15 protein-coding genes and 1 tRNA gene (1 of these 16 running past the window's edge) are annotated in these 23,302 nt (G+C 66.3%); 5 read left to right on the plus strand and 11 right to left on the minus strand.

Annotated elements, in window-relative coordinates; genetic code table 11:
- The 3 genes from VT03_RS07535 to VT03_RS07545 all read right to left on the minus strand — a co-directional run.
- Positions 1-985: the 5' portion of an arylsulfatase gene (locus tag VT03_RS07535; protein ID WP_075092424.1), read on the minus strand. It extends 629 nt beyond the left edge of the window; 985 of the gene's 1,614 nt are visible here — the first part of the coding sequence; it begins with the start codon at positions 983-985; its stop codon lies beyond the left edge, outside the window.
- Positions 986-1,078: 93 nt separating this feature from the next.
- A complete protein-coding gene (locus VT03_RS07540) occupies positions 1,079-1,390 on the minus strand; it encodes a hypothetical protein (RefSeq protein ID WP_156514345.1) in 312 nt (103 codons plus the stop codon).
- A 125-nt stretch (positions 1,391-1,515) separates the two neighbouring features.
- The gene (locus VT03_RS07545) at positions 1,516-2,868 is read right to left on the minus strand and encodes a serine/threonine protein kinase (RefSeq protein ID WP_197489238.1); all 1,353 of its coding nucleotides are present in this window, start codon (positions 2,866-2,868) and stop codon (positions 1,516-1,518) included.
- Between the two features lie 237 nt (positions 2,869-3,105).
- Between VT03_RS07545 and VT03_RS07550 the strand changes: the two genes are divergently transcribed.
- The 4 genes from VT03_RS07550 to VT03_RS07565 all read left to right on the plus strand — a co-directional run bounded on the left by VT03_RS07550 (position 3,106) and on the right by VT03_RS07565 (position 9,321).
- Complete coding sequence (locus VT03_RS07550) at positions 3,106-4,011, plus strand: SDR family oxidoreductase (RefSeq protein ID WP_197489239.1); 906 nt, start codon at positions 3,106-3,108, stop codon at positions 4,009-4,011.
- Positions 4,012-4,328: 317 nt separating this feature from the next.
- Entirely contained in the window at positions 4,329-7,187 is a 2,859-nt protein-coding gene (locus VT03_RS07555) for an ATP-binding protein (protein ID WP_075092427.1), read from the plus strand.
- Positions 7,188-7,464: 277 nt separating this feature from the next.
- Positions 7,465-8,049 carry a response regulator gene (locus VT03_RS07560; protein WP_075092428.1) on the plus strand — a complete coding sequence of 195 codons (585 nt, stop codon included), beginning with the start codon at positions 7,465-7,467 and terminating at the stop codon, positions 8,047-8,049.
- Positions 8,050-8,184: 135 nt separating this feature from the next.
- Positions 8,185-9,321, plus strand: a complete 1,137-nt coding sequence (locus VT03_RS07565) for a sensor histidine kinase (protein ID WP_075092429.1) — start codon at positions 8,185-8,187, stop codon at positions 9,319-9,321.
- A 588-nt stretch (positions 9,322-9,909) separates the two neighbouring features.
- On the opposite strand, the gene VT03_RS07570 is transcribed toward VT03_RS07565, so the two are convergent.
- On the minus strand, positions 9,910-11,694 hold the full coding sequence (locus tag VT03_RS07570; RefSeq protein WP_075092430.1) for an ABC-F family ATP-binding cassette domain-containing protein: 1,785 nt from the start codon (positions 11,692-11,694) through the stop codon (positions 9,910-9,912).
- 565 nt (positions 11,695-12,259) lie between these two features.
- Here VT03_RS07570 and VT03_RS07575 point away from each other — a divergent pair.
- Complete coding sequence (locus VT03_RS07575; protein WP_075092431.1) at positions 12,260-15,286, plus strand: hypothetical protein; 3,027 nt, start codon at positions 12,260-12,262, stop codon at positions 15,284-15,286.
- A gap of 57 nt (positions 15,287-15,343) precedes the next feature.
- On the opposite strand, the gene VT03_RS07580 is transcribed toward VT03_RS07575, so the two are convergent.
- The 7 genes from VT03_RS07580 to rplU all read right to left on the minus strand — a co-directional run bounded on the left by VT03_RS07580 (position 15,344) and on the right by rplU (position 23,284).
- A complete protein-coding gene (locus VT03_RS07580) occupies positions 15,344-15,571 on the minus strand; it encodes a type II toxin-antitoxin system HicA family toxin (RefSeq protein WP_075092432.1) in 228 nt (75 codons plus the stop codon).
- Positions 15,572-15,681: 110 nt separating this feature from the next.
- Positions 15,682-15,906, minus strand: coding sequence for a type II toxin-antitoxin system HicB family antitoxin (locus tag VT03_RS07585; protein ID WP_075092433.1), 225 nt, complete (start codon positions 15,904-15,906; stop codon positions 15,682-15,684).
- Positions 15,907-15,994: 88 nt separating this feature from the next.
- Positions 15,995-17,254 (minus strand): YkgJ family cysteine cluster protein, encoded by a 1,260-nt coding sequence (locus VT03_RS07590; RefSeq protein ID WP_075092434.1) that lies wholly within the window; start codon positions 17,252-17,254, stop codon positions 15,995-15,997.
- Positions 17,255-17,448: 194 nt separating this feature from the next.
- A complete protein-coding gene (locus VT03_RS07595; protein WP_075092435.1) occupies positions 17,449-18,963 on the minus strand; it encodes an ABC transporter substrate-binding protein/permease in 1,515 nt (504 codons plus the stop codon).
- A gap of 139 nt (positions 18,964-19,102) precedes the next feature.
- Positions 19,103-22,039: a DUF11 domain-containing protein gene (locus tag VT03_RS07600; protein ID WP_075092436.1), complete on the minus strand. Its 2,937-nt coding sequence runs from the start codon at positions 22,037-22,039 to the stop codon at positions 19,103-19,105.
- Positions 22,040-22,613: 574 nt separating this feature from the next.
- A tRNA-Thr gene (locus VT03_RS07605) sits at positions 22,614-22,686 on the minus strand.
- 244 nt (positions 22,687-22,930) lie between these two features.
- Positions 22,931-23,284 carry a 50S ribosomal protein L21 gene (gene rplU / locus VT03_RS07610; RefSeq protein ID WP_231870620.1) on the minus strand — a complete coding sequence of 118 codons (354 nt, stop codon included), beginning with the start codon at positions 23,282-23,284 and terminating at the stop codon, positions 22,931-22,933.
- Positions 23,285-23,302 lie beyond the last annotated feature (18 nt).

The following is a 23,302-nucleotide window of genomic DNA, read 5'->3' on the forward strand; positions in this document are numbered from 1 at the left end:
CCATGACGGTCAGTTGCTCGAGAATCCGGCCGATCTCGCGATCCATGCGGTCGATCATCGCCGCGTGGACCGCCATCTTGTCGGCCTGAAACGCCTGCTGCTCCGGCGTCAGATCCTTCCACGGGAGGGGCCGGTTCACCTCACCGGGCCCCAGCTTCTGGAGGGCCTCGGGAAAGTCGTACGGTGGACCGACATCCGCCTCAGGAGCCGAGAGCGGCGCGGCGACGAGCCCCAATCGCTTCTGCCGCTCGTAGCGAGCCCCGCGGATCGCCTCCCACCCCGCCCTGTATTTTTCCTTGTAGCGGGCGATGTCCTCCGGCAGGGCCTGCAGCGGGAAGTGCGGGGAGGTGAAGGCGACGTAGTAAAAGAACGGCTGCCCGGAGAACCGGGCGGCGTGCTCTTGGAGGCATTCGACCGCGTGGTCGGCAATGCTCACCGTGCAGTACTGATCGCTCCAGCGGTGGTCCGGACCGATCTTCCGGCCGTCGACGAGGATGTTGGCCGGGTGGAAGTACGAGTTGTGGTCCTCGAGCTGGAACGAGTGATCGAAGCCGTTCTCGAGCGGCTTCCCGTCGATGTGCCACTTCCCGGAGTGGTAGCTGCGATACCCGAGCGGCCGCAGCCGCGCCGGAAGCAGCGGAGCCCAGCCGGGACGCGTCCCCTGCCCGCCGCTCTTCACTCCGGGGACCGTATCGCGGCGGACCTGCTGGGCGTAGTAGCCGGTCATGAGCGCCGCCCGCGACGGCCAGCAGCGGGCCGTGTTGTAGAACTGCGTGAACCGCAGCCCGCCCGCCGCCAGCCGGTCCAGGTTTGGCGTTTCGATCTCCCCGCCGTAGCAGCCGAGGTCGGAGTACCCGAGGTCGTCCGCAAACAGGATCAGAACGTTCGGGCGAGGAGTCTCCGCCGCATCGGCCGGGGCACCGCCCCCTGAATCGCAAATGAGCAGGGCGGCGACAACGGAAAGAGTTCGCACGATCCAGAGCATGGTTGGACCTCGATGAACGCTGCGCGGGCCCCTGTGTTTTAGAGACAAGCGATCCTGGATGGGAACCGAGCCCGCCTCCGGATCAGACGCCCGTTATGACGCCGCAAGCGACAGCCAGATCAGCGCGGCCGTCCCGCAGAGCAACAATGCCAAGCCCGCCGACAGAGAGCTCACGTGAATGATCCACCAGACTCGATCCGGCGTCGTGCAGAGAAACGATGCCCATAGCTCCAGTCCGTTTCGCGGAGGCTCACCCCGCATGCGGTTCAGGCGCCAGGTCGCCGCCATGGCGGGAATCGGCTTCTCCCACATTCGCCGCGCGACAGCCGGAAACCACATGTGGAGCACGAACGTGGTGGCCCCCGCGGCGATCGCAAGCAAGATCACCACAACCGGTTCACTCATCCTGGCCCACCCCCTCGCGCCCTCCTCCACCCATTTCAACACGATCACGGCAGCCCAGCCGTCAGCTGACTCACCGGCGCGGTCCGGGACTACATACGGCAGAACCGCCCCTCAAAGAGAGCTGACTAGCCGAGCAACCACCAGCTGATGCCAGCCAGAGCGCCGAGTACACCGAGAACGGCAGCGGTCACGGCCCCCGTGTTCAGCCGATGGCGGCGCTTCTTCCGCCTCGCATGCAGCGTCCCGCTCCGCTTCTGCATCGCCGCCATCATCTGCACGGCGTTCGGAGTCGTGGGGACGTGCGGATCTTCCACCTCGACGGGGCGGCTCGTCGGCGGACGCCGCGGGGGACGCTCGGAGACCGTCGACCCGACAGAGAGCTGCGTCGAACGGGTCGGCGACATGATCGACGACTTGCTCGTCTGGCTTGCTCCGCGCTCCCAGCCCTTCCGCTCAGCAATCTTACGGCGGGCCTTGAGAACGATACTGAAGTCGAATTCGACCGCGCTCGGCTCGGCCCACCGCTTCAGTTCGGCGGCCACGGCGAGCATGTCGGCCGGCCGGTCTTCGGGCCGCTTGGCCATCATCCGCTGCAGCAGGTCATCGAGCTCCTTCGGAACGCTCGGGACCCATTTGCGAACACTCCGCGGCGGAAGCTCGCGGTGGGCTTTCAGGACCTGAGCCCGGTCGGGCGCCTGGAACGGCGGCCGGGCGGCGAGGATGGCGAACAGCGTGCAGCCGAGGCCATAGACGTCGGCCCGCGCGTCCACATTGAAACTGTCGAGCGTCTGTTCGGGAGCGATGTAGTCCGGCGTCCCCAGGCAATCCTGGCCGAAGATCATCGACAGCGAAAACTCGTCCGACACCGCCTTGTCGCCGAGCGCCAGACCGAAGTCGAGGACCTTGACGTGACCGGTGCGGCCGACGAGGAGGTTATCGGGCTTGATATCCCGGTGAACCATTCCCTGCGAGTGAAGCGCGTGCAGGCCCAGAGCCGCCTGCCGGACCAGATCGCACGCCAGACCGACCTCGAGCCGGCCCCGCAGGTTGACCAGTTCGTGGAATGCGATCCCTTCAAACAGCTCCATGACCTGATAGTCGGCATCGCCGAACAGGTCATTGGTGACGCCGCATTCCAGCGTGTTCAGAAGATTCGGGTGGGAGCAGCGGGTGCCGGCGACCCCTTCCAGGCCAAAACGGGCCCGCATCCCGGAGTCATGGCGGAAACGTTCGGCCAGCACCTTGAGGGCGATCGCCTCGCCGGTCTTCGGGTGCCGGGCCTTATAGACGGTCCCCATCCCGCCCCAGCCGACGGTATCGAGCAGCACGAAGTCCCCGACCCACAGGCGGCGGACATTCCCCTCAGCGATCTGCTGGACCTGAAAAGGGGTCAGCAGGCGGGCTTTCACGAAGGCGGCCGGCAGGTCTTCGGCATCGGCCTGACCTGCAATCTGAGCGATGAGTTCGGGCTTGAGCACCCGACTCTTCCGGAGACCCTCGAGGAAAGAGGAGTCCACAACGGACGACATCACTGAGACTTTCCGCGTCGACCGGGGTCGACGGCGACTGACATCCCTGCCGCCTGGCGGACACGCTGGCCCCCTGCCACCGCATCCCGTTCGCTACACTTTCAATCTCAACCAATGCAATCTTAACGCTCAATATAGGTGCATCGAATCTCAACTCCGAATGAAAATAGCGAAACCTCTGAATTTTTGCCGAAACCGCGGATCAGTTCCGCGCCGGTCCCCAGTCCCTCGCAAGTCCTGATCCTCGGCTGCGGTTATCTCGGAATCCGCGTCGCGCGGAACCTGCTGCAGTCCGGGACAACGGTGCACGTCCTGACGCGATCCGCCGACCGGGCTCGAACCCTGGCCGCCGCCGGGTTCCGGCCGCACGTCGGCGATGTCATGGAACCGTCCTCGCTGGAAGAACTTCCGCAAGTCGATTCGGTCCTCCACTGCATCGGCTTCGACCGCACCGGGACGTGGAAAAAACGGGACGTCTATGTCGAAGGACTCGGGAACGCACTCGATGCAATTGGGCGAAAATCCGCCCGCTGGGTCCACGTCTCCAGCACGAGCGTGTACGGCCAGGACGACGGATCCGTGGTCGATGAAGCCTCCGTGACCGCCCCCGCCGCAGAGGGGGGGCAGATCTGCCTGGAGGCGGAGGCGGTCCTGGCGGCCTTCCGGGAGCGGACGGGAATCGCCACCTCCGTGCTTCGTCTGGCGGGGATCTACGGCCCGGGCCGGCTGCTCGCGAAAGCGGAGGTGCTGCGGCGAGGAGAGACTCTCAGCGGCAGCGGCCGGGAATGGCTCAACCTGATCCACGTCGAGGATGCGGCAACGATCGCCGTCACGGTTCTGGGGTGCGATCACCCTCCCGACGGCCTGCTCGTCTGCGACGACGAGCCCGTCGAGCGCCGGCGTTATTACACAGCCCTCGCCCAACTGGCCGCTTCCCCGGCTCCGACCTTCTCCGAAGCCGCATCGAGCACTCGAAACAAACGCTGTTCCAATCGCCGTTTGCGTTCGTTCGGCTTCTCCCTCTCGTACCCGACCATCGAGACCGGGCTGCCGCAAGCCTGGCGGGAGAGCGAACGAGCGGATCCGGCTTGAACGGATCGACGCCCCCTGCCAGCATGGCGGGAGTCGGAAAGAGCGATCTCGGCCTCAGCAGGTCGAAGGCTCGCCGCGTGCGGCAAAACGAAACGGCTCACAAGAATCTGCAAAAAGTGACGGCGGTTGATGCGAGATTGACCGCCCCCTGAACAAGAACCGCCGCTAGTATTTGCCTCCCCCTTCCGAGTGAACGACGATTCCGGCGCAGGCCGTTTTCTTCCCCGTCGCAGGGTTCGTGAATGTCGGTCGGCTCTCCTCCCATTCCTTCGCTCCTGACTCATCCCACGGGCGAGATGCGGGAACGGATTCGAGGCATGGACTGGTCGCGCACCGCGCTCGGTCCGCGCGAGTCCTGGCCGGCGCCCCTGCGGATGGCGGTCGACCTGATCCTCGACATGCCCGTCCCCGCGGCGGTGCTGTGGGGGCCGGACCTGATCCAGATCTACAACGACGGCTACGCGGTCATCGCCGGCGGAAAGCACCCGGGAGCGCTCGGACTCCTGAACGCCGCCTGCTGGCCGGAAGTGCAGGAGGTCGTCCGGCCGCTCTATGAGCGAGTTCTGAAGGGGGAGCCGATCTTCGTCGCGGACCTGCCGCTGACGCTGGCCCGGAAAGCGGTCCCCGAACAGGTCCACCTCTCGGTCGCGTACACTCCTTTGCGGCAGGAAAGCGGAGAGGTCTGCGGAATCCTGGCGGTCCTCTCCGAAACAACCGAACTGGTCCGGACGGAACAGCGTCGACAGCAGGCGGAGCGGGAGCGGCTCCGACTGGCGGAACAGCAGCGGCTGGCGCTGGAGGCGGCCCAGATGGGCTGGTGGCACTACGACGTCGAGCAGGACTGCGTTCACTGGGACGAGCGGCTGCAGGCGATGTTCGGCATCGAGCGGGCCGACATGAAGCTCGAAGACGTCCTGGCCTACCTCTCCCCCGACGACGCCGAAAAGGTCGCCGCCGCCCTCCGGACCGCGCTCGATCCCGCCTCGACCGTGCCGTACCGCGTCGAATATCGCGTCCGCCGCCCCGACGGCACCCGCCGCTGGCTGCAGTCCCGTGGTCAGGCGCTGAAGGTGGGCGAAGGGGCGGAGCAGCGCGTGGTCGGGATCTATGGAACCGCCCTCGATATCACCGAGACCAAGGAGTCGGACACGGCGCTCCGCACCGCCGCGGCCCGGCTGAACCTGGCGCTCGAGGCGGGGCATCTCGGAACGTGGGAGTGGGACGCCCGGAGCGACGCGATGACGCTCTCTCCGCGAGCCCGGCGGCTCTACGGCGTGGCGGACGGGGTCTCGACGACACGCGCCGAAGTCCGGCAGCTGCTCCAGCCCGAGCATCGCGAGCTGGCCCGCCAGAAGCTGGAGGAGATCGTCCGGACGAAGGGGGAATACGAGATCGAGTATGCGCTGGCGGCCCCCCGGAGCGACTCGGCCGCCTCCCCGACGTGGCTCGCCGCGCGGGGCCGGTGCATCTTCAACTCCGCCGGCGACGTCGTCGGCATGATCGGGGTGGTGCAGGACATCACGCCGCAGAAGCAGTATGAAGACAGCCAGGCGCGGCGGATCGAGGAGATCGATTCCGAGCGGGCCCGCCTGAGCGCGGCCTTCCAGAAATCCCCGGCGTTCATGTGCGTCCTGCGGGGGCCGGAGCACGTCTTCGAGTTCGTGAACGACCAGTATTCGCAGCTCGTCGGAGAGCGGGATCTGATCGGATTGCCGGTCCTCAAGGCGCTCCCCGAGATCGAGGGGCAGGGCTACCTCGAGCTGCTCGACCGGGTCCTGGCGAGCGGCCAGCGGTACGTCGGGCGGGACATGTCGGTTTCGATCCAGCGGAAGCCCGGCGAGCCGCTGGAGGAGCGGTTCATCGACTTCGTCTACCAGCCTCTCACGGCGGCGGACGGCCAGGCGACCGGCATCTTCGTCCACGGGGTCGACAGCACCGAGATGAAGCAGGGGCTCCAAGAGCGGGAGCGGCTGCTCGACCGGGAACGCACCGCTCGGGCCGACGCCGAGCGAGCCAACAAGATGAAGGACGAGTTCCTGTCGACCCTCAGCCACGAGTTGCGGACGCCGCTCAATGCGATCCTCGGCTGGGCGCAGGTCCTGCGGGCGAACACGAAGGACCCGGCGGCCCTCGCCGAGGGACTGGAGACGATCGAGCGGAACGCCCTCTCGCAGACGAAGATCATCGAGGACCTCCTCGACATGAGCCGGATCATCTCCGGAAAGGTCCGTCTCGACGTCCAGCGCGTCGATCTGGCAGAGGTCATCCGGACCGGCGTCGAAACCGTCCGCCCCGCGGCCGAAGGAAAAGGGGTCCGGATCACGACGGTCCTCGATCCGCTCGCCGGCCCGGTCGTCGGCGACCCCGACCGGCTGCAGCAGGTCGTCTGGAACCTCCTCAACAACGCGGTCAAGTTCACCCCCCGCGACGGGCGGGTCCAGGTCGCCCTGGAGCGGGTCAACTCGCACATCGAAATGAGCGTCATGGACACCGGGATCGGGATCGCGCCCGAGTTCCTCCCGCACGTCTTCGACCGCTTCCGGCAGGCGGACTCCTCCACGACGCGGCGGCACAGCGGCCTGGGCCTGGGGCTGGCCATCGTCCGGCAGCTCGTCGAGCTCCACGGCGGGAGCGTCCGGGTGAAGAGTCCCGGCATCGACCAGGGGTCGACCTTCACGGTGGCGCTCCCGATGTCGGCGGTCCATCCGGATCCGGCTCCCGAGCGGGAGCGGTTCCATCCGCGGTCGCAGAAGATCTCCGATCCGGAACAGGACGCGCTCGTCTTCCTGCCGGGGGTCCGGGTCCTGGTCGTCGACGACGAGCCGGACGCGCGGACGCTGATCCGGAAGATCCTGGAAGACTGCGATGCCCGGGTCACCACGGCAGGATCGGCAGTCGAGGCGATGGAGCTGATCTTCAAGGAGCAGTTCGACGTCCTGGTCAGCGACATCGGGATGCCGGACGTCGACGGCTATCGGCTGATCCGCCGGATCCGGAAGCTCACTCCCGAGCAGGGAGGGACGATTCCGGCCCTGGCGCTGACCGCGTTTGCCCGTTCCGAGGACCGGATGCGGGCCATCCGCTGCGGCTTCAACATGCACATCTCGAAGCCGGTCGAACGGGCCGAACTGGTGACGATGGTGGCCAGCCTGAGCGGCGCTTCCGGGACGCCTTAGCGGCGCTCCAGATCGCCCGAAAGTGTCCATCTGCGGAGCCTTGAGAGCGCTGGCAGGCTGGGCGGTCTGCCTAGAAAACCCCTGTTGACCCGGTCTGCGAAGCCGTTAGAATCCGCACAACCGAGAACCTTGGCAAACTCGCTACTTTGCAGAGTTCGTCAGGTTTGACCGAGAGGTCACGGATCGGATGACTCCCGAAGGGACGGATTCTCGGGAGGGATGCGTGCTAGGTCCAGCCGCCGTGCGTTGGACCGAAACCAACGGATGGATCAGCACTATGAAGACCGTCTTTACCACGGGTGAAGCTGCCAAGATCTGCAAGGTCAGCCAGCAAACCATCATCCGTTGCTTTGACTCCGGCCAGCTCAAGGGATTCCGCGTCCCCGGCTCGCGCTTCCGCCGGATTCCCCGTGACGTCCTCTACAAGTTCATGAAGGACAACGGGATCCCGACCGACGCCCTCGAAAGCGGCAAGCGCAAAGCCCTTGTCGTCGACGACGATCCGGATCTGGTCGAACTGATCAAGGACGCCCTGGAAGGGGATGGCCGGTTCGAAGTCCGCGTGGCGAACAACGGTTTCGACGCCGGGATGATGGTCCGGGAATACCGTCCGGACGTGATCGTCCTCGACGTGATGCTGCCGGACATCAACGGCAAGGAAGTCTGCCAGCGGGTCCGGAGCGATTCGTCCCTCGACGACGTCAAGATCCTGTGCATCAGCGGGATGGTGGAAGCGAGCAAGATCGAAGAGCTCAAGGCGGCGGGCGCCAACGACTTCCTCCAGAAGCCGTTCGAAGTCGACAAGCTCATCGAGCGTCTCTGCCAGCATCTCGACATGGACATGCCGGTCGCTTCGCGCTAGCGAACAGAGCGCCCGGGCGTTCCAGTCCGCGGCATGAAGTGATCGTTGAAGAAGCGGGAGGCCTTGCGATGCGGGGCCTCCAAGTCAGAATTCGAGCCGCGGCACGTGCCGCGGCTTTTTTCATGGACTCCTGCCGTGTCGAGTGACTGCTCCGAACTCTCGCTCGGCTTTCTCCAATCGATTCTGCCGTGTCACTCGGTCGTCACGTTCTGTGAGCGGGCCCTCGAGTTCTGGCAGAGCCATGTCGCCCCCGAGGCAGCCGCTCCCGACTCGCCGGAGGCTTCGGCGACACCCCTGATCCTCGTCCGCTCTCCCACCCGTCGGGCCTGGTTTTCCGTCGGGCTGACCGACGGCGACGTTCGCGCCACGCTCCTGAAGGACCGCCCCTGGGATGGGGCTTCATCGCCCGGCCGCGACGGACTCCGTCAATGGCAGCGATGCGAATGGCTGACGGAGGTGGAAGGAGATGTGGACCTGGTCGGAGAGATCGGAACCGCGGCCGACTCCTCGGCCTCCAGGCCCGCCGAGCAGACGTGGAGCCAGCTTGTCCTGGCGGTGTGGCCGCAGATCTACTCGGAGGAGTCGACCTTCCTGAAGCGGAAGCTGGAGGCGATGGCGGAGTTCGCCGCGGGGGCCGGGCACGAGATCAACAACCCCGCCGCCACGATCGTGGGCCGCGCCGGACAGCTCCTGCGGGAGGAGACCGACCCGGAACGCCGCCGGCACCTCGCCACGATTGGGGCCCAGGCGTATCGCATCCGGGACATGATCGGCGACGCCATCCTCTTCGCCCGTCCGCCGCGACCCAGTTTCGCCGACGTACGTCTCAGCGAGGTCGTCCTGGCCGCCCTGAATCTCCTCGATGAACGCCTGCGGAAGAAGTCGCTCGCAGTCACCGTGGAGGCGCCGACGGATCCCGAATGGACCGTCCCGGCGGATCGGACGCAGATGGAGATCGTCTTCTGCGAGCTGCTCCGGAACGCGATCGAGGCCAGCTCCCCCGGGCACGCGATCCGAGTCGCACGCCGGCAGTTCGAACGGTCAGGACAGCGACTCGTCGAGTGGCTCGTCGAGGACGGCGGGCGGGGGCTAACGGAGACGGAGCGCGAGCACCTGTTCGATCCCTTCTTCTCCGGCCGCCAGGCAGGCCGCGGCCTGGGCTTCGGGCTCCCGAAGGCCTGGCGGATCGTCGATCAGCACCGCGGATCGCTGACAGTCGAAGCCGAACCGTCCGCGACGCGGTTCTTTCTCACGATGCCGGCGGCTTCCTAGAGCCGTTCGCGTGGTCAGAGGCCGGGAGGGCCACAGCTGAACACAGACATAAAGGCAGGGGACGTGGACCTTGCCGCCGCCGTCGGTTCAAACTCGGATTCGTAATTCTTGACGCACGGGTGTGTTTTGCGCGGGAGGGGCGGATAGGTTCGCACCGCGTCCTTGCCGGCACGACTTGATAGCTCAAACCCAACGTGCCACGGCAGCCGGGGTCAAGGGGACAACCCCTTGCCGCCGGAGGCACTCCTGTGAGGCCCCGCGGTACACGACGGGCGTCCGCTTTGTGGTACCAGCGTTGAGGACTCCCTCCAAATACACGGCTCGCTTTGCAATCCCTGCGGGTTGGTGAGGGGGCATACGGCACCGTGTCCGCGTTTAGACACGCGCTCCTTCAGACATCTCTCGACGGCCAGGCCTCCGGCGGGCAAAGGGCCCAAAGAACAACACAGGCCCCTCTGCACTCCCCACCAGGGTGCCCCTGGACCCGGTGATTGGGGCGGCAATCTCTCTGTCGTTCACCTTGCAGAAGACCTCAAGCACAACTGCGTCGGTTGGCGTGAGTCTCGTAGCCCGCCACAGGAGAACGGCTCACCACTCGCCAAGCTCTTCCTGAAGGGCACACCACTTCTCCTCCGCCTCCGTGAGCTGGGTCGCGAGCGTCGTGACCTCCTGATGCAGCCGCATCGCTTCCTTGGGATCGGTCGCTTCCATCAGCTGGGCGTTGGCCTTCTTCTTCTCCTCGTCGAGGCGGGCAATCGTCTTCTCGACGTTGTTCATTTCCTTGCGGATCTCCCGCTCCCCCCGGTCCGGCTTCTTGACGACCGCCTTCGCTTTCAGCACATCCTGCGGGGCCTTCGACATCCCCTTGGCCGCCTCCCGCTCCCCTTCATCAATTTCCTTGTTCACGGCGTACATGTAGGCGTCGTAGTTGCCGTTGTAGTTCACGACCCGCCCGTCGCGGACTTCGATCACGTGCGTCGCCAGCCGCTTCATGAAGTGCCGGTCGTGGCTCGTGAAGATTACGGTCCCCTTGTAGGCCAGGAGGGCTTCGGCGAGCGAATCGACCGTGTCGACGTCGAGGTGGTTTCCCGGTTCGTCGAGGATCAGGACCGTGTACTTGGAGAGCATCAAGCCGGCGAGACAGAGCCGGGCCCGTTCGCCCCCCGACAGGACCGAGATCTTCTTCTTGATGTCGCCGCCGCGGAACAGCAGCGACGCCGCTCCGTTCAGAATCTCCTGCGTCTTGGTCCCCGCCGGGGCGACCGCTTCCAGGTACTCGTAGACCGTCTGTTTCGGCGGAAGGCTCGTGTAGACGTGCTGGGCGTAGACGCCGATGTCGCAGCCGTAGCCCCAGCGGACTTCGCCCGAGACGGGTTTCAGCGAGTCGACGATCGTCCGCAGGAACGTCGTCTTTCCCTGGCCGTTGTCCCCGACGATCGCGGCCCGGGACTGGTGATCGACCTCGACCCCGATCTCCTTGGCGATCGTCCGCTCCGGATAGCCGATGCTGACGTCGATGCAGCGGAGGGCCGCCCCCTTGCGGGGCTCGACCTGCGGCGGGCGGATGCTGACCGTCGGCTCGTCGGCGGCGACCTCAACCTCTTCCAGTTTCTCGAGTTGCTTCTCGCGGGACTTGGCCCGCGTGGCGGTGCTCGCCCGGGCCTTGTTCTTGGCGATGAACTCTTCGAGGTGCTTCCGCTTGGCCTGGATGCCGGCGTTCACGCGTTCGTCGTGCTCGCGGCGTTCCGCCATGTTCTCGAGGAACGCGTCGATCTTGCCCGGGAACATCGTCAGCTTGCCGCGTGACAATTCGAGCGTGTGCTGGCAGGTCGCGCCGAGGAAGCCCCGGTCGTGCGAGACGATGAGGCACGCCTGGTCGTAGTGCCGCAGGAAGTGTTCCAGCAGGATCTGGGTGCGAAGGTCGAGGAAGTTCGTCGGTTCGTCGAGGAGGAGCAGGTTCGGGTCGTGCAGGAGGAGCGCCGCGAGTTTCACGCGGGTCTGCCATCCGCCGGAAAGTTTGCTGACGGGGCCTTCGAGGTAGGCCCCCTTGATCTCGAATTCGCCGGCGACTTCGCCGCATTTCCAGTCGGGCTGGCCGCTGTCCCGCATCAGGAAGTCGAGAACCGTCTCACCCGGCTGAAAGGCGTCGTGCTGGCGGAGGTAGCCGAGCCGGAGTTTGGGGTGGCGGATGACCTCGCCGCGGTCGAGTTCTTCTTCGCCGAGGAGGACTTTGAGGAGGGTACTTTTGCCCGCTCCGTTGCGGCCGACGAAGCCGACTTTCACGTCATCCGTGATCGAGCATTCGGCCCCATCGAGGAGGACCTGTCCGCCGTAGCTCTTGTGCGCGTTCCGCACCTGCAACAACACCGCCATTGTCGATCCACGCTCCGCACGTTCTGAGGAAAGGGGAATGTTAGCGAAGTTGCGGGTGTTCCTTGAGCGGGATCGCATGAAAATTGGTGCCAGAACACCAAAGGAGCCTCCCTAGAACCGGGTCCAGGGGCACCCTGGTGGGGAGTGCAGAGGGGCCTGTGTTGTTCTTTGGGCCCTTTGCCCGCCGGAGGCCTGGCCGTCGAGAGATGTCTGAAGGAGATCGTGTCCAAACGCGGACACCGTGTCGGATGCCCCCTCACCAACCCGCGGGGATTCCAGGGCGAGCGGTGAGTTCTCAACGCCGGTTCCACAAAGGGGACGTCCGTTGTGTCCCACGGTTCCGCGACGAATATGCCTCCGGCGGCAAGGGGGCCAAAAAAACAACACAGGCCCCCTTGACCCCAGGCTGCCGTGGCACGTTGGGTTTGAGCAAACAGAGCTGCGCCGGCCAGAACGTGGTTAGGCCGCTCCCTCTTGCAACAGCGCGAATCAGAAAAGACAATCTGTCTGAATCCCTGGGCAGGGATCTCAGAGTGAAGCAGCGGGAAACGTCAGGGGCCTGATCATGATTACTGTCGCCTGTCCGCAATGCGGACTCAGCATCCAGGCGCCCGAAACGGTGATCGGGAAGAAAGCCCGCTGCCGCCGCTGCCAGACCGTCTTCATCGCAGCCATCGGCGGCGCCCCACCCGCCACACCACCGGGCTCCGCCACCACCGCTCCAACACCGGATCCCCTGGCCGAACTCGACACCGCCATCGGCGCCCCCGCCGCCGCAACACCCGCCAGCAACAACCTGGACGAACTCTTCGGACACTCCGCCCCCGTCGATCCCTCCCGCTCCCCCCCACGTCGGAAGTCGAGCTCGGGCGGCAACCTGGGGATCCTGGCGGTCGGCGTCCTCCTGGCAGCGGTCGCGGTGGCGGTCTGGCTCTTCCGCCCCAAAGGACCGGAGGGCCAGGCCCAGTCGGTCATGGAGATGCCCCCCCAGACCATCCCGGAAAACAAGCTCTACCGGGTCAAGATCGGCGCCGGCGCGGCATCGGAGGACGCCTACCTGGAAATGCTCGACGGTCCGGAGGGGGCCAAGATCGCCGAGTCGGGCGACTTCTCCTGGTCGCCCACCGAAGCCCAGGGACCCAACGAATACACGATCGCGCTCGTCACAAAGTCCCGCCGGACGAGCGCCATCACCTCGCGAGTCACGCTGCGGCTCATTGTCGAAGAAGTTCCCGAGCCGCCAGTCTTCGACAAGATCGAAGTCGTCAACGCCGTCGTCGGCCAGCCGGTCAGCGTCCGGGTCCACGCCCGCGACACCGACCTGCCGGCCGTCCCGGTCGTCTACTCCCTCAAAGGGGAAGCGACCGCCCGGACGCCGGACTTCAATCCCCGGACCGCCGAGGTCACCTGGACCCCCGAGTTCCAGGATGCCGGCAAGACGATCTCCGTCATCGTCGTCGCGACCGAGGAAGGGGGAAAGAACCTTTCCGCCGAGCAGGCGATCCGCTTTCAGGTCCGTCCGCCAGACACGCCCATCGAGCAGTTCCTGTCCCGCTTCCGCGCGACCAAGGCCAGGATCGAGCCGTTCCCGGGATTCGCAGAGTTTGACCTGAAAGGAGAAACCCACCCCTTCAAGATCAACGGCGAGGAGCTGTACGTCTTCCTCTACGAAGACCCCGCCGCCGCGGAAAAGGAGATCGAGGAGCTTCGCGGAGACAAGTCGCGGCTCACCGCCGCCGCCCGCCGCGTCGGGACGGGCATCGTCTTCTACCAGCAGGGGAGCGGCATCGCCGCCTACATGGGGGCCTCGTCGCCGTTCGCCTCGCTGCTGGAGTCGACCCTCGGGAAACCGGTCGTGGAAGCGGAATACTCCGCCGCTCCCATCACGACCAAAGGGCTCGACGAGTTCGACAAGCAGATCCTCACGATGTTCGACGAGCGGGACCGGCGGTCCAAGTCCCCACGGCTCTTCTCCCCCTTCGAATACACCGAGCTCCGCAAGATCCGCGCGCAGCAGTTTGAGAAGGAGAACGCCGAGGAGATCGCCAAAGCGTTCGGCGACGACACCGACGCAATGCGGAAGTGGCTCGACGAGCGGTCCGACTTCAAGGAGTCGCTCTTCCTGGCGTTCGATCCGCACCACGACGATGTCGTAGCGGGCCTCCGCATCGTCAAGGAGCTGAAGGAAAAGTTCCCGAAGCAGATCGACAAGTACTTGAGCCTCGTCATTGCTACGGCGGTCGTCTGGGACAAGCCGGGGGGCGGCGTCCCGAGCTACGAAGGGCACCAGCGAAGGACCCACAGCATCCTGCCGAGCGGCCTCCTGGGAGCGATCGAGAACTTCCAGTACCTCCTGGAAGCGGAACCGGTCATGCAGGGGCGGATCCAGTTCGTCCCCTGGGAGTTCCTGGTCCACGTCTGCAACCACAAGACGCCCCTCCTCGAACGGCAGTGGGCGGTGGCGAACTACGTCCCCAAGCGGGTCATGTTCGGCAAGTGCTACAGCGACGTCCCGTACGACTTCCAGATGCTGCAAACGGAGAGCAAAGTCTGCAAGCTGGGGGGGAAGGAGTACACGCTCCCCAACATCCTGAACTTCGGCGGCGTCTGCGCCATGCAGGCGGACTTCGCCGCGCGGGTCGGCAAGAGCATCGGCGTCCCGGCGGAGTACGTCGGCGGGGCGGCCGCCTCCGGGGACCTGCACGCCTGGGTCATGTGGATCGAGCTGACCGCCGCGACTCCCACGAACGTCGCGTTCACGCTCCAGTCGCACGGCCGCTACCGCGGGGACCACTACTTCGTCGGGACTCTCCGCAGCCCCCAGACCGGCGAGCAGATCACCGACCGTGACCTGGAACGGCGGCTCAACGCGGTCGGAACGAGCGCGTTCAACAAGCGTCAGGCGGACCTCGCCATGGAGGCGTACCAGATGGTGAAGAACGAGCGGAAGCTCGACCTCGACGCGCAGCTCGACTACCTGACGCATGTGACGCGTCTCTCCCCCTGGAACGAGGCCGCGTGGCGCGAAGCGGCCCGGCTTGCCCGCGGACCGACGCTCGACAAGCGGGGCCGGACGGAGCTTCTGGCGGTTCTCAATCAGCTCTTCTCCACGTTCGCCGCGTTCCCCGACTTCACGCTCGAGATCTTCCCGACGCTGGTCGAGTTCGAGCCGGAAGACAAGACCCGGATCCAGCACTACTACAAGCTGCTCGACATGTACGCGGCGGCGAACCGTCCCGATCTCTCCTTCGCGGCCCTGCACTACCTGTCGGACATCCTCGTCCAGAACGAACGGCAGACGGAAGCGATCCAGGCCCTGGCGACGGCGATCAAGAAGTACGCCAACCAGGGGAACTACGTCCCGAAGATGCTCGATCATCTCGAAAAGCTGTGCGAGACGCCGGAGCACAAGGCGGCGCTCGTCGGCTTCTACGGCGAGTTCCTGCCCCTCGTCCCGACAAAGCGCGGCGACGAATCGAGCAAGTACTGCATGCGGATGTACGAGCGGGGAATCGCCAAGTTCCAGGAAGCAGGCCAGACGCAGCTGGCCCAGGTCTATCAGGCCAAGCTCGCGGAACTCCGGGCCAAGTAGAATCGTTCCGTCGTTCGTGCTCCAAGACCGAGGGAGAGACGCCGGCTCCGACGTTGGCTACAGGAGCTTCAAGAACTCCTCGACCGTCATGCCCGCCTGTCGAATGATGGCGCGAAGCAGGCCGCGTCCGATCTCTCCTTTCGGGACCGTCAGGCCGGTTGGTGGATCGGGGCGATAGAGAAAGGTGTGGCTCCCCTTTCCCCGTGCCGGAATGACCGCAAAGCCAGCTTTCTGCAAAGCGGCGATCACCTCTCGACTCGACAGTGAAGGAAGTTGCGGTGACATCTCGGCCTTCCGGAAGACGACTCTGGGTGCCCAACACCAGACGCTGGAAGAGACCAGGCCCCGTTGGTCAGGCTGGTCGACGCCGAGCAGGCGCCTGCGGAAGAAGAAACTCAGACGGCCAGCAATTCGACGTCGAAGTTCTCAGCGGGGATCGGTAGACCGACGGCATTGGCCCCTTCTGTCCAAGCGGCGATTGCGTCCTGAATGTTCTCGATCGCTTCGGCTTTGGTTGCGCCTTGGGAAAGGCAACCGGGAAGACTCGGAACTTCAGCGATCCACCCGCCGTCTTCGCGATCGGGATACAGGACAACCTGTCGGCCAACACGCTCCGCCATCAGACAATCTCCTGGGAACTCTCATCCAGTCTCCCCGCGGCCACATTGCGGGTCAATCCCCATCGTTTTGTCCCACGGCCGAAGTCGGTCATCGCGAGTACCAGACCGCCAGCTTCCCGATGTCCCCCTTCTGGGCCATGAACCGCACGCGGCTCCGGAAGCTCGACGAGCCGAAGATGTCCGCGTAGCCGTGGTGATGGTCAGCGATCGCCAGCGCCCCCTCGATGTCCACGGCGGTCAGGGCTGTCCGGGACTCGCTCGCCGCCAGCCACCGGGCCAGCCACAGGACGACCGGGTAGACGAGCGCCAGGCTCCAGAAGCCTTCGACGAACGGAACGCCGTAGTAAGCCGGACCGCAGAAGTGCAGCCCCTGAATCTTGACCCGGAAGTACCGCGTCAGGATCTCGTCGGTTTCGGCAGGGAGCGGGCCGAACGAGTTCTCCAGCTGAGAGAACGGCACCGGCCGGAACACCGGCTGGAGCGATGGAACGGTCCCGGTTCCGCGGGTGAACGCGAGCGCCGTCCGCAGCAGCCGCCAGCGGCCGCTCCATCCTGACCGGAGATCGAGCTCCGTATCCTTCCGGGCGTACTGCGCGCAGAGCAATCGGAAGTTCACCCGCCCCAGGGACGACGGCTCTGCGATCCGGTCGAGCGGCGGCATCTGCTCGGCGACCGCCTGCCGCAGGACATCGACCAGCTCATCGACCCGGTCGCCGCGGATCTTGTCAAAGTTCGCCTGGCCGATGTGGGTCACCCACTCGACCGCCTGAACGATCCGGCCCACGAGCGGCACACCGCGGTCCGCGAATGTCGCATCGAGCCCCGCCACGAGCCGCCGGAAATCCGGCCACTCCAGATGCGCGCTCTCCGACACCGCGGGAGGCCGCATCTGGTCCCCCCCTTCGGGAACCACCAGCCGCGCCAGCTCCTTGAGGTCCTTCTCCTGAGCCTTCAGCGTCGCCCCCCGGTTCGAGACGACCGAGGGACAGCTGTACCGCAGGCTGACGACGACTGACTTCCCCGAGGGATGAAACGCATACGGGTAGATCCGGCAGGCCAGAGGCTTGGCCGGCTCACCAAACTTGGCGTGGATCCGGCACAGCCCCTTCTCGTCCAGAAACACGCAGCCGCCGTCCGCCTGATGCGCCAGCCGCGTCCGCCTTCCGCGGAACCAGCCCCCCTCTTTCACGAACAGCGGACCCGGGACGCCCTCGGCCGCGGTCCACTCCTGCTGTTCGATCCGCGCCCGCTCCTCGGGCGTGATGTAAATCGCATGCTGCCGGCAGCAGCCGCCGCAGTTGTGGCAGCTCCAGTTCTGGAGCGTCGGCAGGTGGACGGTGATCGCCATGAGTCGCTGTCAGCGTCCGCCGCCAGCCAGTGGAATCAGGAGAGGAGCGAGAGGAAGAGACTGTTCATTGTAGGCCGGCCGCCCGGCGGTGGAGCGATCCATTTGGGAGATCGCTTGCCGGCCCAGCCCGGGTGGAACGCCCGTGCGGCCGCCAGGGGAACGGTGCGGTCTTTTGGCCCCCGGCCCCCCAACTCTCACGTCTTGGCCGCGTGCAGCCGGTGCTCCAGATACGTCGTCAGCTTGGACAGCGGGTAGCTCATCATCAGGTACAGACTCGCCGTCACAATCCCGAGCTCCACCACCGCCCCCGTGCTGCGGGCATGGATGTAGTACTCCTTGCTCAGCTCCACCACCGTGATGATCGAGCAGACCGCCGTGTCCTTGAAGAGGGCGATGAAGTCGTTCGTCATCGGCGGAATCACGATCCGCGTCGCCTGCGGAACAATGATCCGCCTGAGCGTCAGCCACCGCGACATCCCCAGCGAAGTCGCCGCCTCCCACTGCCCCTTCGGAATCGCCTGCATTCCCGCCCGGTAGATCTCCGCCTCGTAGGCGGAGTAATTGATCGCCAGCCCCATAATCGAAGCGGTGAACGCACTGAACCGGATCCCGACCTCCGGCAGCAGGAAGTAGATGGTGTAAAGCTGCAGGACGAGCGGCGTCCCCCGGACGACTTCCACATAGAACGTCCCCAGCATCCGCAGAGGCGCCGGGCCGTACAGGCGGCAGATGGCGATGATCATCCCCGTCAGGATCGCCAGCGGCATCGCGGTGACGGACATCAGCACCGTCACCCCCGCCGCGCGGACCAGGAACGGCGTGTACTTCTGCACCACCGCCCAGCCCCGCGTCGCCTGGAAGGCGTTCGGAGCGTTCGTCTTGCCCGGATCGATCTCCAGCGCTTCCGTCTCCTGCGTGACGTTCCACAGCCCGTACCGGTCGTAGATCTTCCGCAGGCTGCCGTCGTTCCGCGCCTCGAGGATGATCTCGTTGATCCGGTTGATGAGGGAGAGGTCCTCCTTCCGCCCCATCGCGACGTAGTAGTTCTTCCCCACCGGCCGGCCGACCCGCTTCAGCCCCGGGAACCCTTCCTGGAGGTAGAAGGTGACGATCGGCGAGTCCTGAAGATTGGCATCGATCCCGTCCGCATGGAGCTCGACCGCCCGCATGGCGTCCGTGATGCCGTCGATCCGGACGATCTCGACCTTGTCGCCAAAGTGATCCTGAACGTACGCCTCCGCCGCGGAGCCCCCCAGGACGACCACCCGCCGCTTCTCGCCGTCGAGCTCCTTTTCGAGATCGGGCCAGTCATTGAGCGTCGCGTCGTCCTTCCGGGCCAGAAGCTGGAGCTCGTAGATGTAGTACGGGCGGGAAGTCGCGTACCGCTGCGCCCGCTCGGGAGACCACTCGTACCCGTTGAGGACGATGTCGATGTCCCCCCGGTCGAGCACGTCGGGGAGCTTCTCCCACTGCCCCTGGCGGAACTCCGCTTTCACGCCGAGCTTGGAGGCGATCAGGTCCGCCAGTTCGACCTCGAAGCCGATTAGCGTGTCCGGGTCGTCGGCCTTGGCGTAAATGAACGGTCCGCCCCCCTCCAGGTCGGCCCCCCAGACGAGCTTTCCGCTCTTGACCACGCGCTCGAGCGAGTCGTCCGCGGCGACGAAGGTGGCAACGCACAGAAAGGCCAGACCGAACAGACACCGCAGCATCCGTCACTCCCGAGAAGATGGATGGCGAGTGTTGTCGCGGGAAGCGGGGTGATCTGCAAGGGCGTCCCGGCCGGAGCGGCGTCCGTCGGATTGACGCCGCCTCGGGCGCGGCGGGACCACCGTCGTCGCGGCACCCGCGTCAGATGGCCTTCTCGCCCCCTTCGGCCGGCGGGAAGGGCTGCGGTTGCAGCGGCTGAGCCGGAGCGGGAGTCGGCTCGAAGAACCCGCCGTTGGCCGGGGCGGGCTGCGGATTCGACGGTGGCGGCGAAAAGCCTCCCGGGGTTCCGAAGGCAGGCTGCTGGCCGCCGGTCGGGAAGAACCCGTTGTCCGGCAGGACCGAGGGATAGTGCTGCGGCTCGACAGCCGGCATCGGTCCGATGCCGCCGGGTGGGATCGTGGACTTCACCGGATCGTCGAAGAAGACCGGATCCTGGCGGCGCGACGGAATCGAAGTCCCGCCAGCTCCTCCCGGCTGCGGTCCCCCGGCGGGCGGGAACATTCCCGGAGCGGTGTCGCCCGGGAACAGCGGACTGGACGAATTCCCTCCCGGGCTCGGGGAGAACGGGACGCTGGACGGGTTCCCCGCCGCATTCCCCGGGAACGGATCGACGAACGGCGTCGGCTGCGGTTCATCCGACAGTCCGGGACGCCCCGTGGGCTGCGGGCGGGTCCGGCCGCCGGCTCCCGGGAACGGATCGCCGGCTCCGGGACCACCGGCCGGCTCGGGCGAGAAGAGGTCCGTTGGCCGCTCCGCGGGGCGACCGAAGTTCGGCTGTTCCGGCATCGCGGGGAAAGGACTTCCGGCGTCCGGCGAACGGGATCCGGGGTAGGGAATCGTCTGCGGCTGGCCGAGGTCCGTGGAGAACGGCGAGCTGTTGCCCGGGACCGCCGGGGCGAAGCCGCCGTTGTACGGCTGATCCGGAACGCCGCGGTTGAGGCCGGGAGCGGCGTAGGGGTTCGCCGGCATGCTCGAAGGGGTGTCGACCTTCTTCTCCGGAACGACCTTCCGGTTCGGCCGGGCCAGCTCGTCGTCATCGCGACGGCGGTGGAGGATCTTGTCTTCCGGAATCGACGAGTTCCCCGACGGGCCGGTCGGGATCGACGTGCGGGACGGCTGGTTGTCGACCGCTCCGTTGGGACGCCACTGTCCGTCGGTCGCCGGCATCCCGGTGTTTCCACGATCGCGGCCCGGGAAGGTCGACGAGGGGAGCGGCTCCTGCCCGAAGGGGCTCGTCAGGGGTCCGCCTTGCTCGCGGCCGGGGGCGCCATTCCAGGCGCCGTCTTCGGCTCGGCCGGGGAGGGAGCCGGAGCCGGGATTGAAGTTGCCGCCGGGGTTGAAGCCGGTCCCCGGGTTGACGCCGTTACCGGAGTTGAAGCTGTTGCCGGCGTTGAAGCCGGGGCCGGGGCTGGCGAGCGAACCTTGGCCGGCGCCGGGGTTGGCCGGGAGGGAACCGTTGCCGCCGGGGAACGGCTCACGACCACCGGGGACGGTGCTCTGCACACGGGAGGGCAGACCGTCGTCGAGGTCAGGTCGCGCGCGGGAGGGGACGGTCGAGCGGCCACCGGTGGAAGGGGGGCCGCCGGTGGACGGGAGACCGCCGGCACCGTTTCCGGGGCGGGCGGCGGGGTAACCGGGGCCGGGGCTGGTTCCCTGGTTTCCGGGAAAGGTCCGCGGGTCGATCGACCCCGGCCCCCCCGTGCTGGGACTGCCGCTGGCGGCAATCGCGATTTCAAAGACCTTGACGACCGGCTCCGCGTTCGCGGCGGAGAGCCGCGAGGCGAGCGTCGCCACGCCCGGACGGGCGCCGACGGCGTAGAACTTGATCCGCCGCGAATCCCCCGCCGCGAGCTCGGACATCCGGTGCTCGAGGTATTCGCCATAGCGGTGGTCGAGCTGGTCGGAGATCGTGACGTAGGTGACGACGTCCGTCGCCGGGCCGTCGCCCGTGTTGCGGATGACGTAGTAGGCCCGGACGTCTCCGCCAAGGTCGACCTGATTCGGCTGTTCGAGATCGAGCGTCAGGACCGGCCGCGGGGCGGGCCGCGTCGGTTGCGGCGGCGCGGGCGGGGGCGTCGGAGGCGCGGCCGGCACTTCCGGCGGAATGTACGGTGTCCGGATCGTCGTCGAGCCCGCGACCCGCGCGGTCAGCGAGACGATCGTCTGATGGCGGATCGGATCGCTCGACTCGGGCGTCAGCGTGACGCGGATCCGGCGGCTCTCTCCGGAGCGGAGGTTGGAGACGTTCCACTGCAGAGCGGTGCCGTCGGGCGTGAGCGACGCGGGGGGCTCGGTGTTGACGACGCGGTGGAGCGCGCTCAGGCGTTCTTCGACGACCGCCGACTCGATCAGTTCGGGGCTGGGGTTCGTGACGACGAGCGTGTAGCTCGCTTCCTGATTGAGGCTGACCGGTCCGTTCCCTTCCTCGCGCGACACGACGATCGAGGGAGTGCGGTTCGTCCCGACCGGCTGCGCGGGATCGACGCTCTCCGCCGCGGAAAAGGTCGGCGCGAAGGAGGCGGTCACCACGCCGGGACGGGTGACGTAGGGGTGGAAGAGGTCGGCCGCCATCTGGCCGTGGCGGGCCGAGTTCATCGTGAACCAGCCGTCCCGCAGGAGGTAGGGGTTCTGCGGCGCCGCGGGCTGCGGGCGGGAGACGAGCATCTGCTGTTCGCGGAGGTCCCAGGAGGCGGGGAGCCGCGTGCGGGCGAAGGCGAGCCGGAGGTCGGAGAACGAAGTGCTGACGGGGGGCGGAACGGGGACGGAGATGGAGACCGGGATCACCGGGACGGCCGGGCCGAGGTCGGTCGGGATCGTGATCGCGATCCGTTCTACGACGGTCGGTTCTTCGGTCGAGGCTTTAGCCGGGGTGCCCGGGGTGTTGAAGAGGAAGAGCAGGATCGCGCCGATGACTCCCATGACGCCGCAGACGGCGCTCGCCGTCCAGAGGGAGGCGATGCGGAGGGGGACGAAGAGCGTCCAATTGAGGCGCAGCAGGAGCCGCTGGAACTGGAACCAGGGACCGAAGAGGTAGGGGAAGAGGTGCTTTGCGTGGAGCAGCCGTCCGTGGGCAGGCACGTCCAGTCTCCTTCCATGGATGATCCGCCGTTCGAAGTCCGTCTCGAGCGGGCGGAGGGATGGGCGGCCGTCAAGAGATTCCAGACGGATGCGCCCCCGGTTCCGAGCCTATGGGGCGTGATGTAGCAGAATCTGCCGGAGTGGAAAAGGGGAGTTGGGAGCCTGGAGAGGCGGGGTGCGCCGCCGCGTTCTGGGCCAACCGGGGTCCAGGGGGAACCCCTGGTGGGGAGTGCAGAGGGGCAACGCCCCTTTGCCCGCCGGAGGCCTGGCTGTCGAAAGATGCTTGAAGGAACACGTGTCCAAGCGCGGACAACGTGCCGGATGCACCTTCACCAACCCGCAGGGAGTCCAGAGCGAGCGGGGAGTCCTCAACGCCGGTACCACAAAGCAGACGCCCGTTGTGTACCACGGTTCCTCATGGAAGCGCCTCCGGCAGCAAGGGGGCGAGACCCCCTTGACCCCAGCGGCCGTGGCACAATGGGTTTGAGCAAGCACAGCCGTGCCGGCAAGGACACGACTCCAGACTCCAGAAACGACAAAACCTGCCCCCCGTCAAAGGGGCAGGTTCGTTCAGAGCCACCAGTCGGATTTGAACCGACGACCTATGCTTTACGAAAGCATTGCTCTACCAGCTGAGCTACGGTGGCGGACCCCCATGCCGACCGCCCCAAGGCGGGTCGAAGAGGGAGCGGAGTAAAGCATACACTCGCGCCGACTGTCAACGGAACCCGTTCGCACGGACCGGGAAATCGCCGGCCCCCCGCAGACCGGAGGGCCTGAGTCGGGACACGCCGGACAAACACGGAGTTCGCCCGAAAACGAAGACAGCCTCCGGCAAAGGAGGCTGTCCCGAATCAGCAACAAGACTGGGGCCGGTATCGGCGTCCAGACTTAGGACTTCGGTGCGGCAACTTCGAGACCCGGAATCTGGATCCCCGTCACCTTCACGTGCGTGTACTTCTGCCGGTGACCGGTGTGGCGACGCGAATTGTGACGGCGGCGGAACTTCTGAATCTCGAGCTTCTCGCCCTTGACGATCGGCTCGACGACTTCGCACGAGACCGAAGCCCCGTCGATCACCGGACCGCCCAGAATGCTGGACGCTCCGCCGTTGGCGAGGAGCACCCGGTCAAACTTCAGCTTCGTGCCGGTCTCGACGCCATCGCGAAGATCGAGCTGGAGGACGTCCCCCTCCTGAGCACGAATCTGACGGCCGTCGGTTTCAAAAATGGCAAACACGGACATGGTACGGAATCCCGAATC

It is taken from the genome of Planctomyces sp. SH-PL14, assembly GCF_001610835.1.
In the GTDB taxonomy this organism is placed as follows: domain Bacteria; phylum Planctomycetota; class Planctomycetia; order Planctomycetales; family Planctomycetaceae; genus Planctomyces_A.

What these genes read in the sequence shown, in the direction of transcription:
- VT03_RS07555 (WP_075092427.1), top strand. Translation starts at nt 4,329, where the DNA reads ATGGACTGGTCGCGCACCGCGCTCGGTCCGCGCGAGTCCTGGCCGGCG.
- VT03_RS07560 (WP_075092428.1), top strand. Translation starts at nt 7,465, where the DNA reads ATGAAGACCGTCTTTACCACGGGTGAAGCTGCCAAGATCTGCAAGGTC.
- VT03_RS07580 (WP_075092432.1), bottom strand. Translation starts at nt 15,571, where the DNA reads ATGTCACCGCAACTTCCTTCACTGTCGAGTCGAGAGGTGATCGCCGCT.
- rplU (WP_231870620.1), bottom strand. Translation starts at nt 23,284, where the DNA reads ATGTCCGTGTTTGCCATTTTTGAAACCGACGGCCGTCAGATTCGTGCT.
- VT03_RS07570 (WP_075092430.1), bottom strand. Translation starts at nt 11,694, where the DNA reads ATGGCGGTGTTGTTGCAGGTGCGGAACGCGCACAAGAGCTACGGCGGA.
- VT03_RS07585 (WP_075092433.1), bottom strand. Translation starts at nt 15,906, where the DNA reads ATGGCGGAGCGTGTTGGCCGACAGGTTGTCCTGTATCCCGATCGCGAA.
- VT03_RS07595 (WP_075092435.1), bottom strand. Translation starts at nt 18,963, where the DNA reads ATGCTGCGGTGTCTGTTCGGTCTGGCCTTTCTGTGCGTTGCCACCTTC.
- VT03_RS07575 (WP_075092431.1), top strand. Translation starts at nt 12,260, where the DNA reads ATGATTACTGTCGCCTGTCCGCAATGCGGACTCAGCATCCAGGCGCCC.
- VT03_RS07590 (WP_075092434.1), bottom strand. Translation starts at nt 17,254, where the DNA reads ATGGCGATCACCGTCCACCTGCCGACGCTCCAGAACTGGAGCTGCCAC.
- VT03_RS07540 (WP_156514345.1), bottom strand. Translation starts at nt 1,390, where the DNA reads ATGAGTGAACCGGTTGTGGTGATCTTGCTTGCGATCGCCGCGGGGGCC.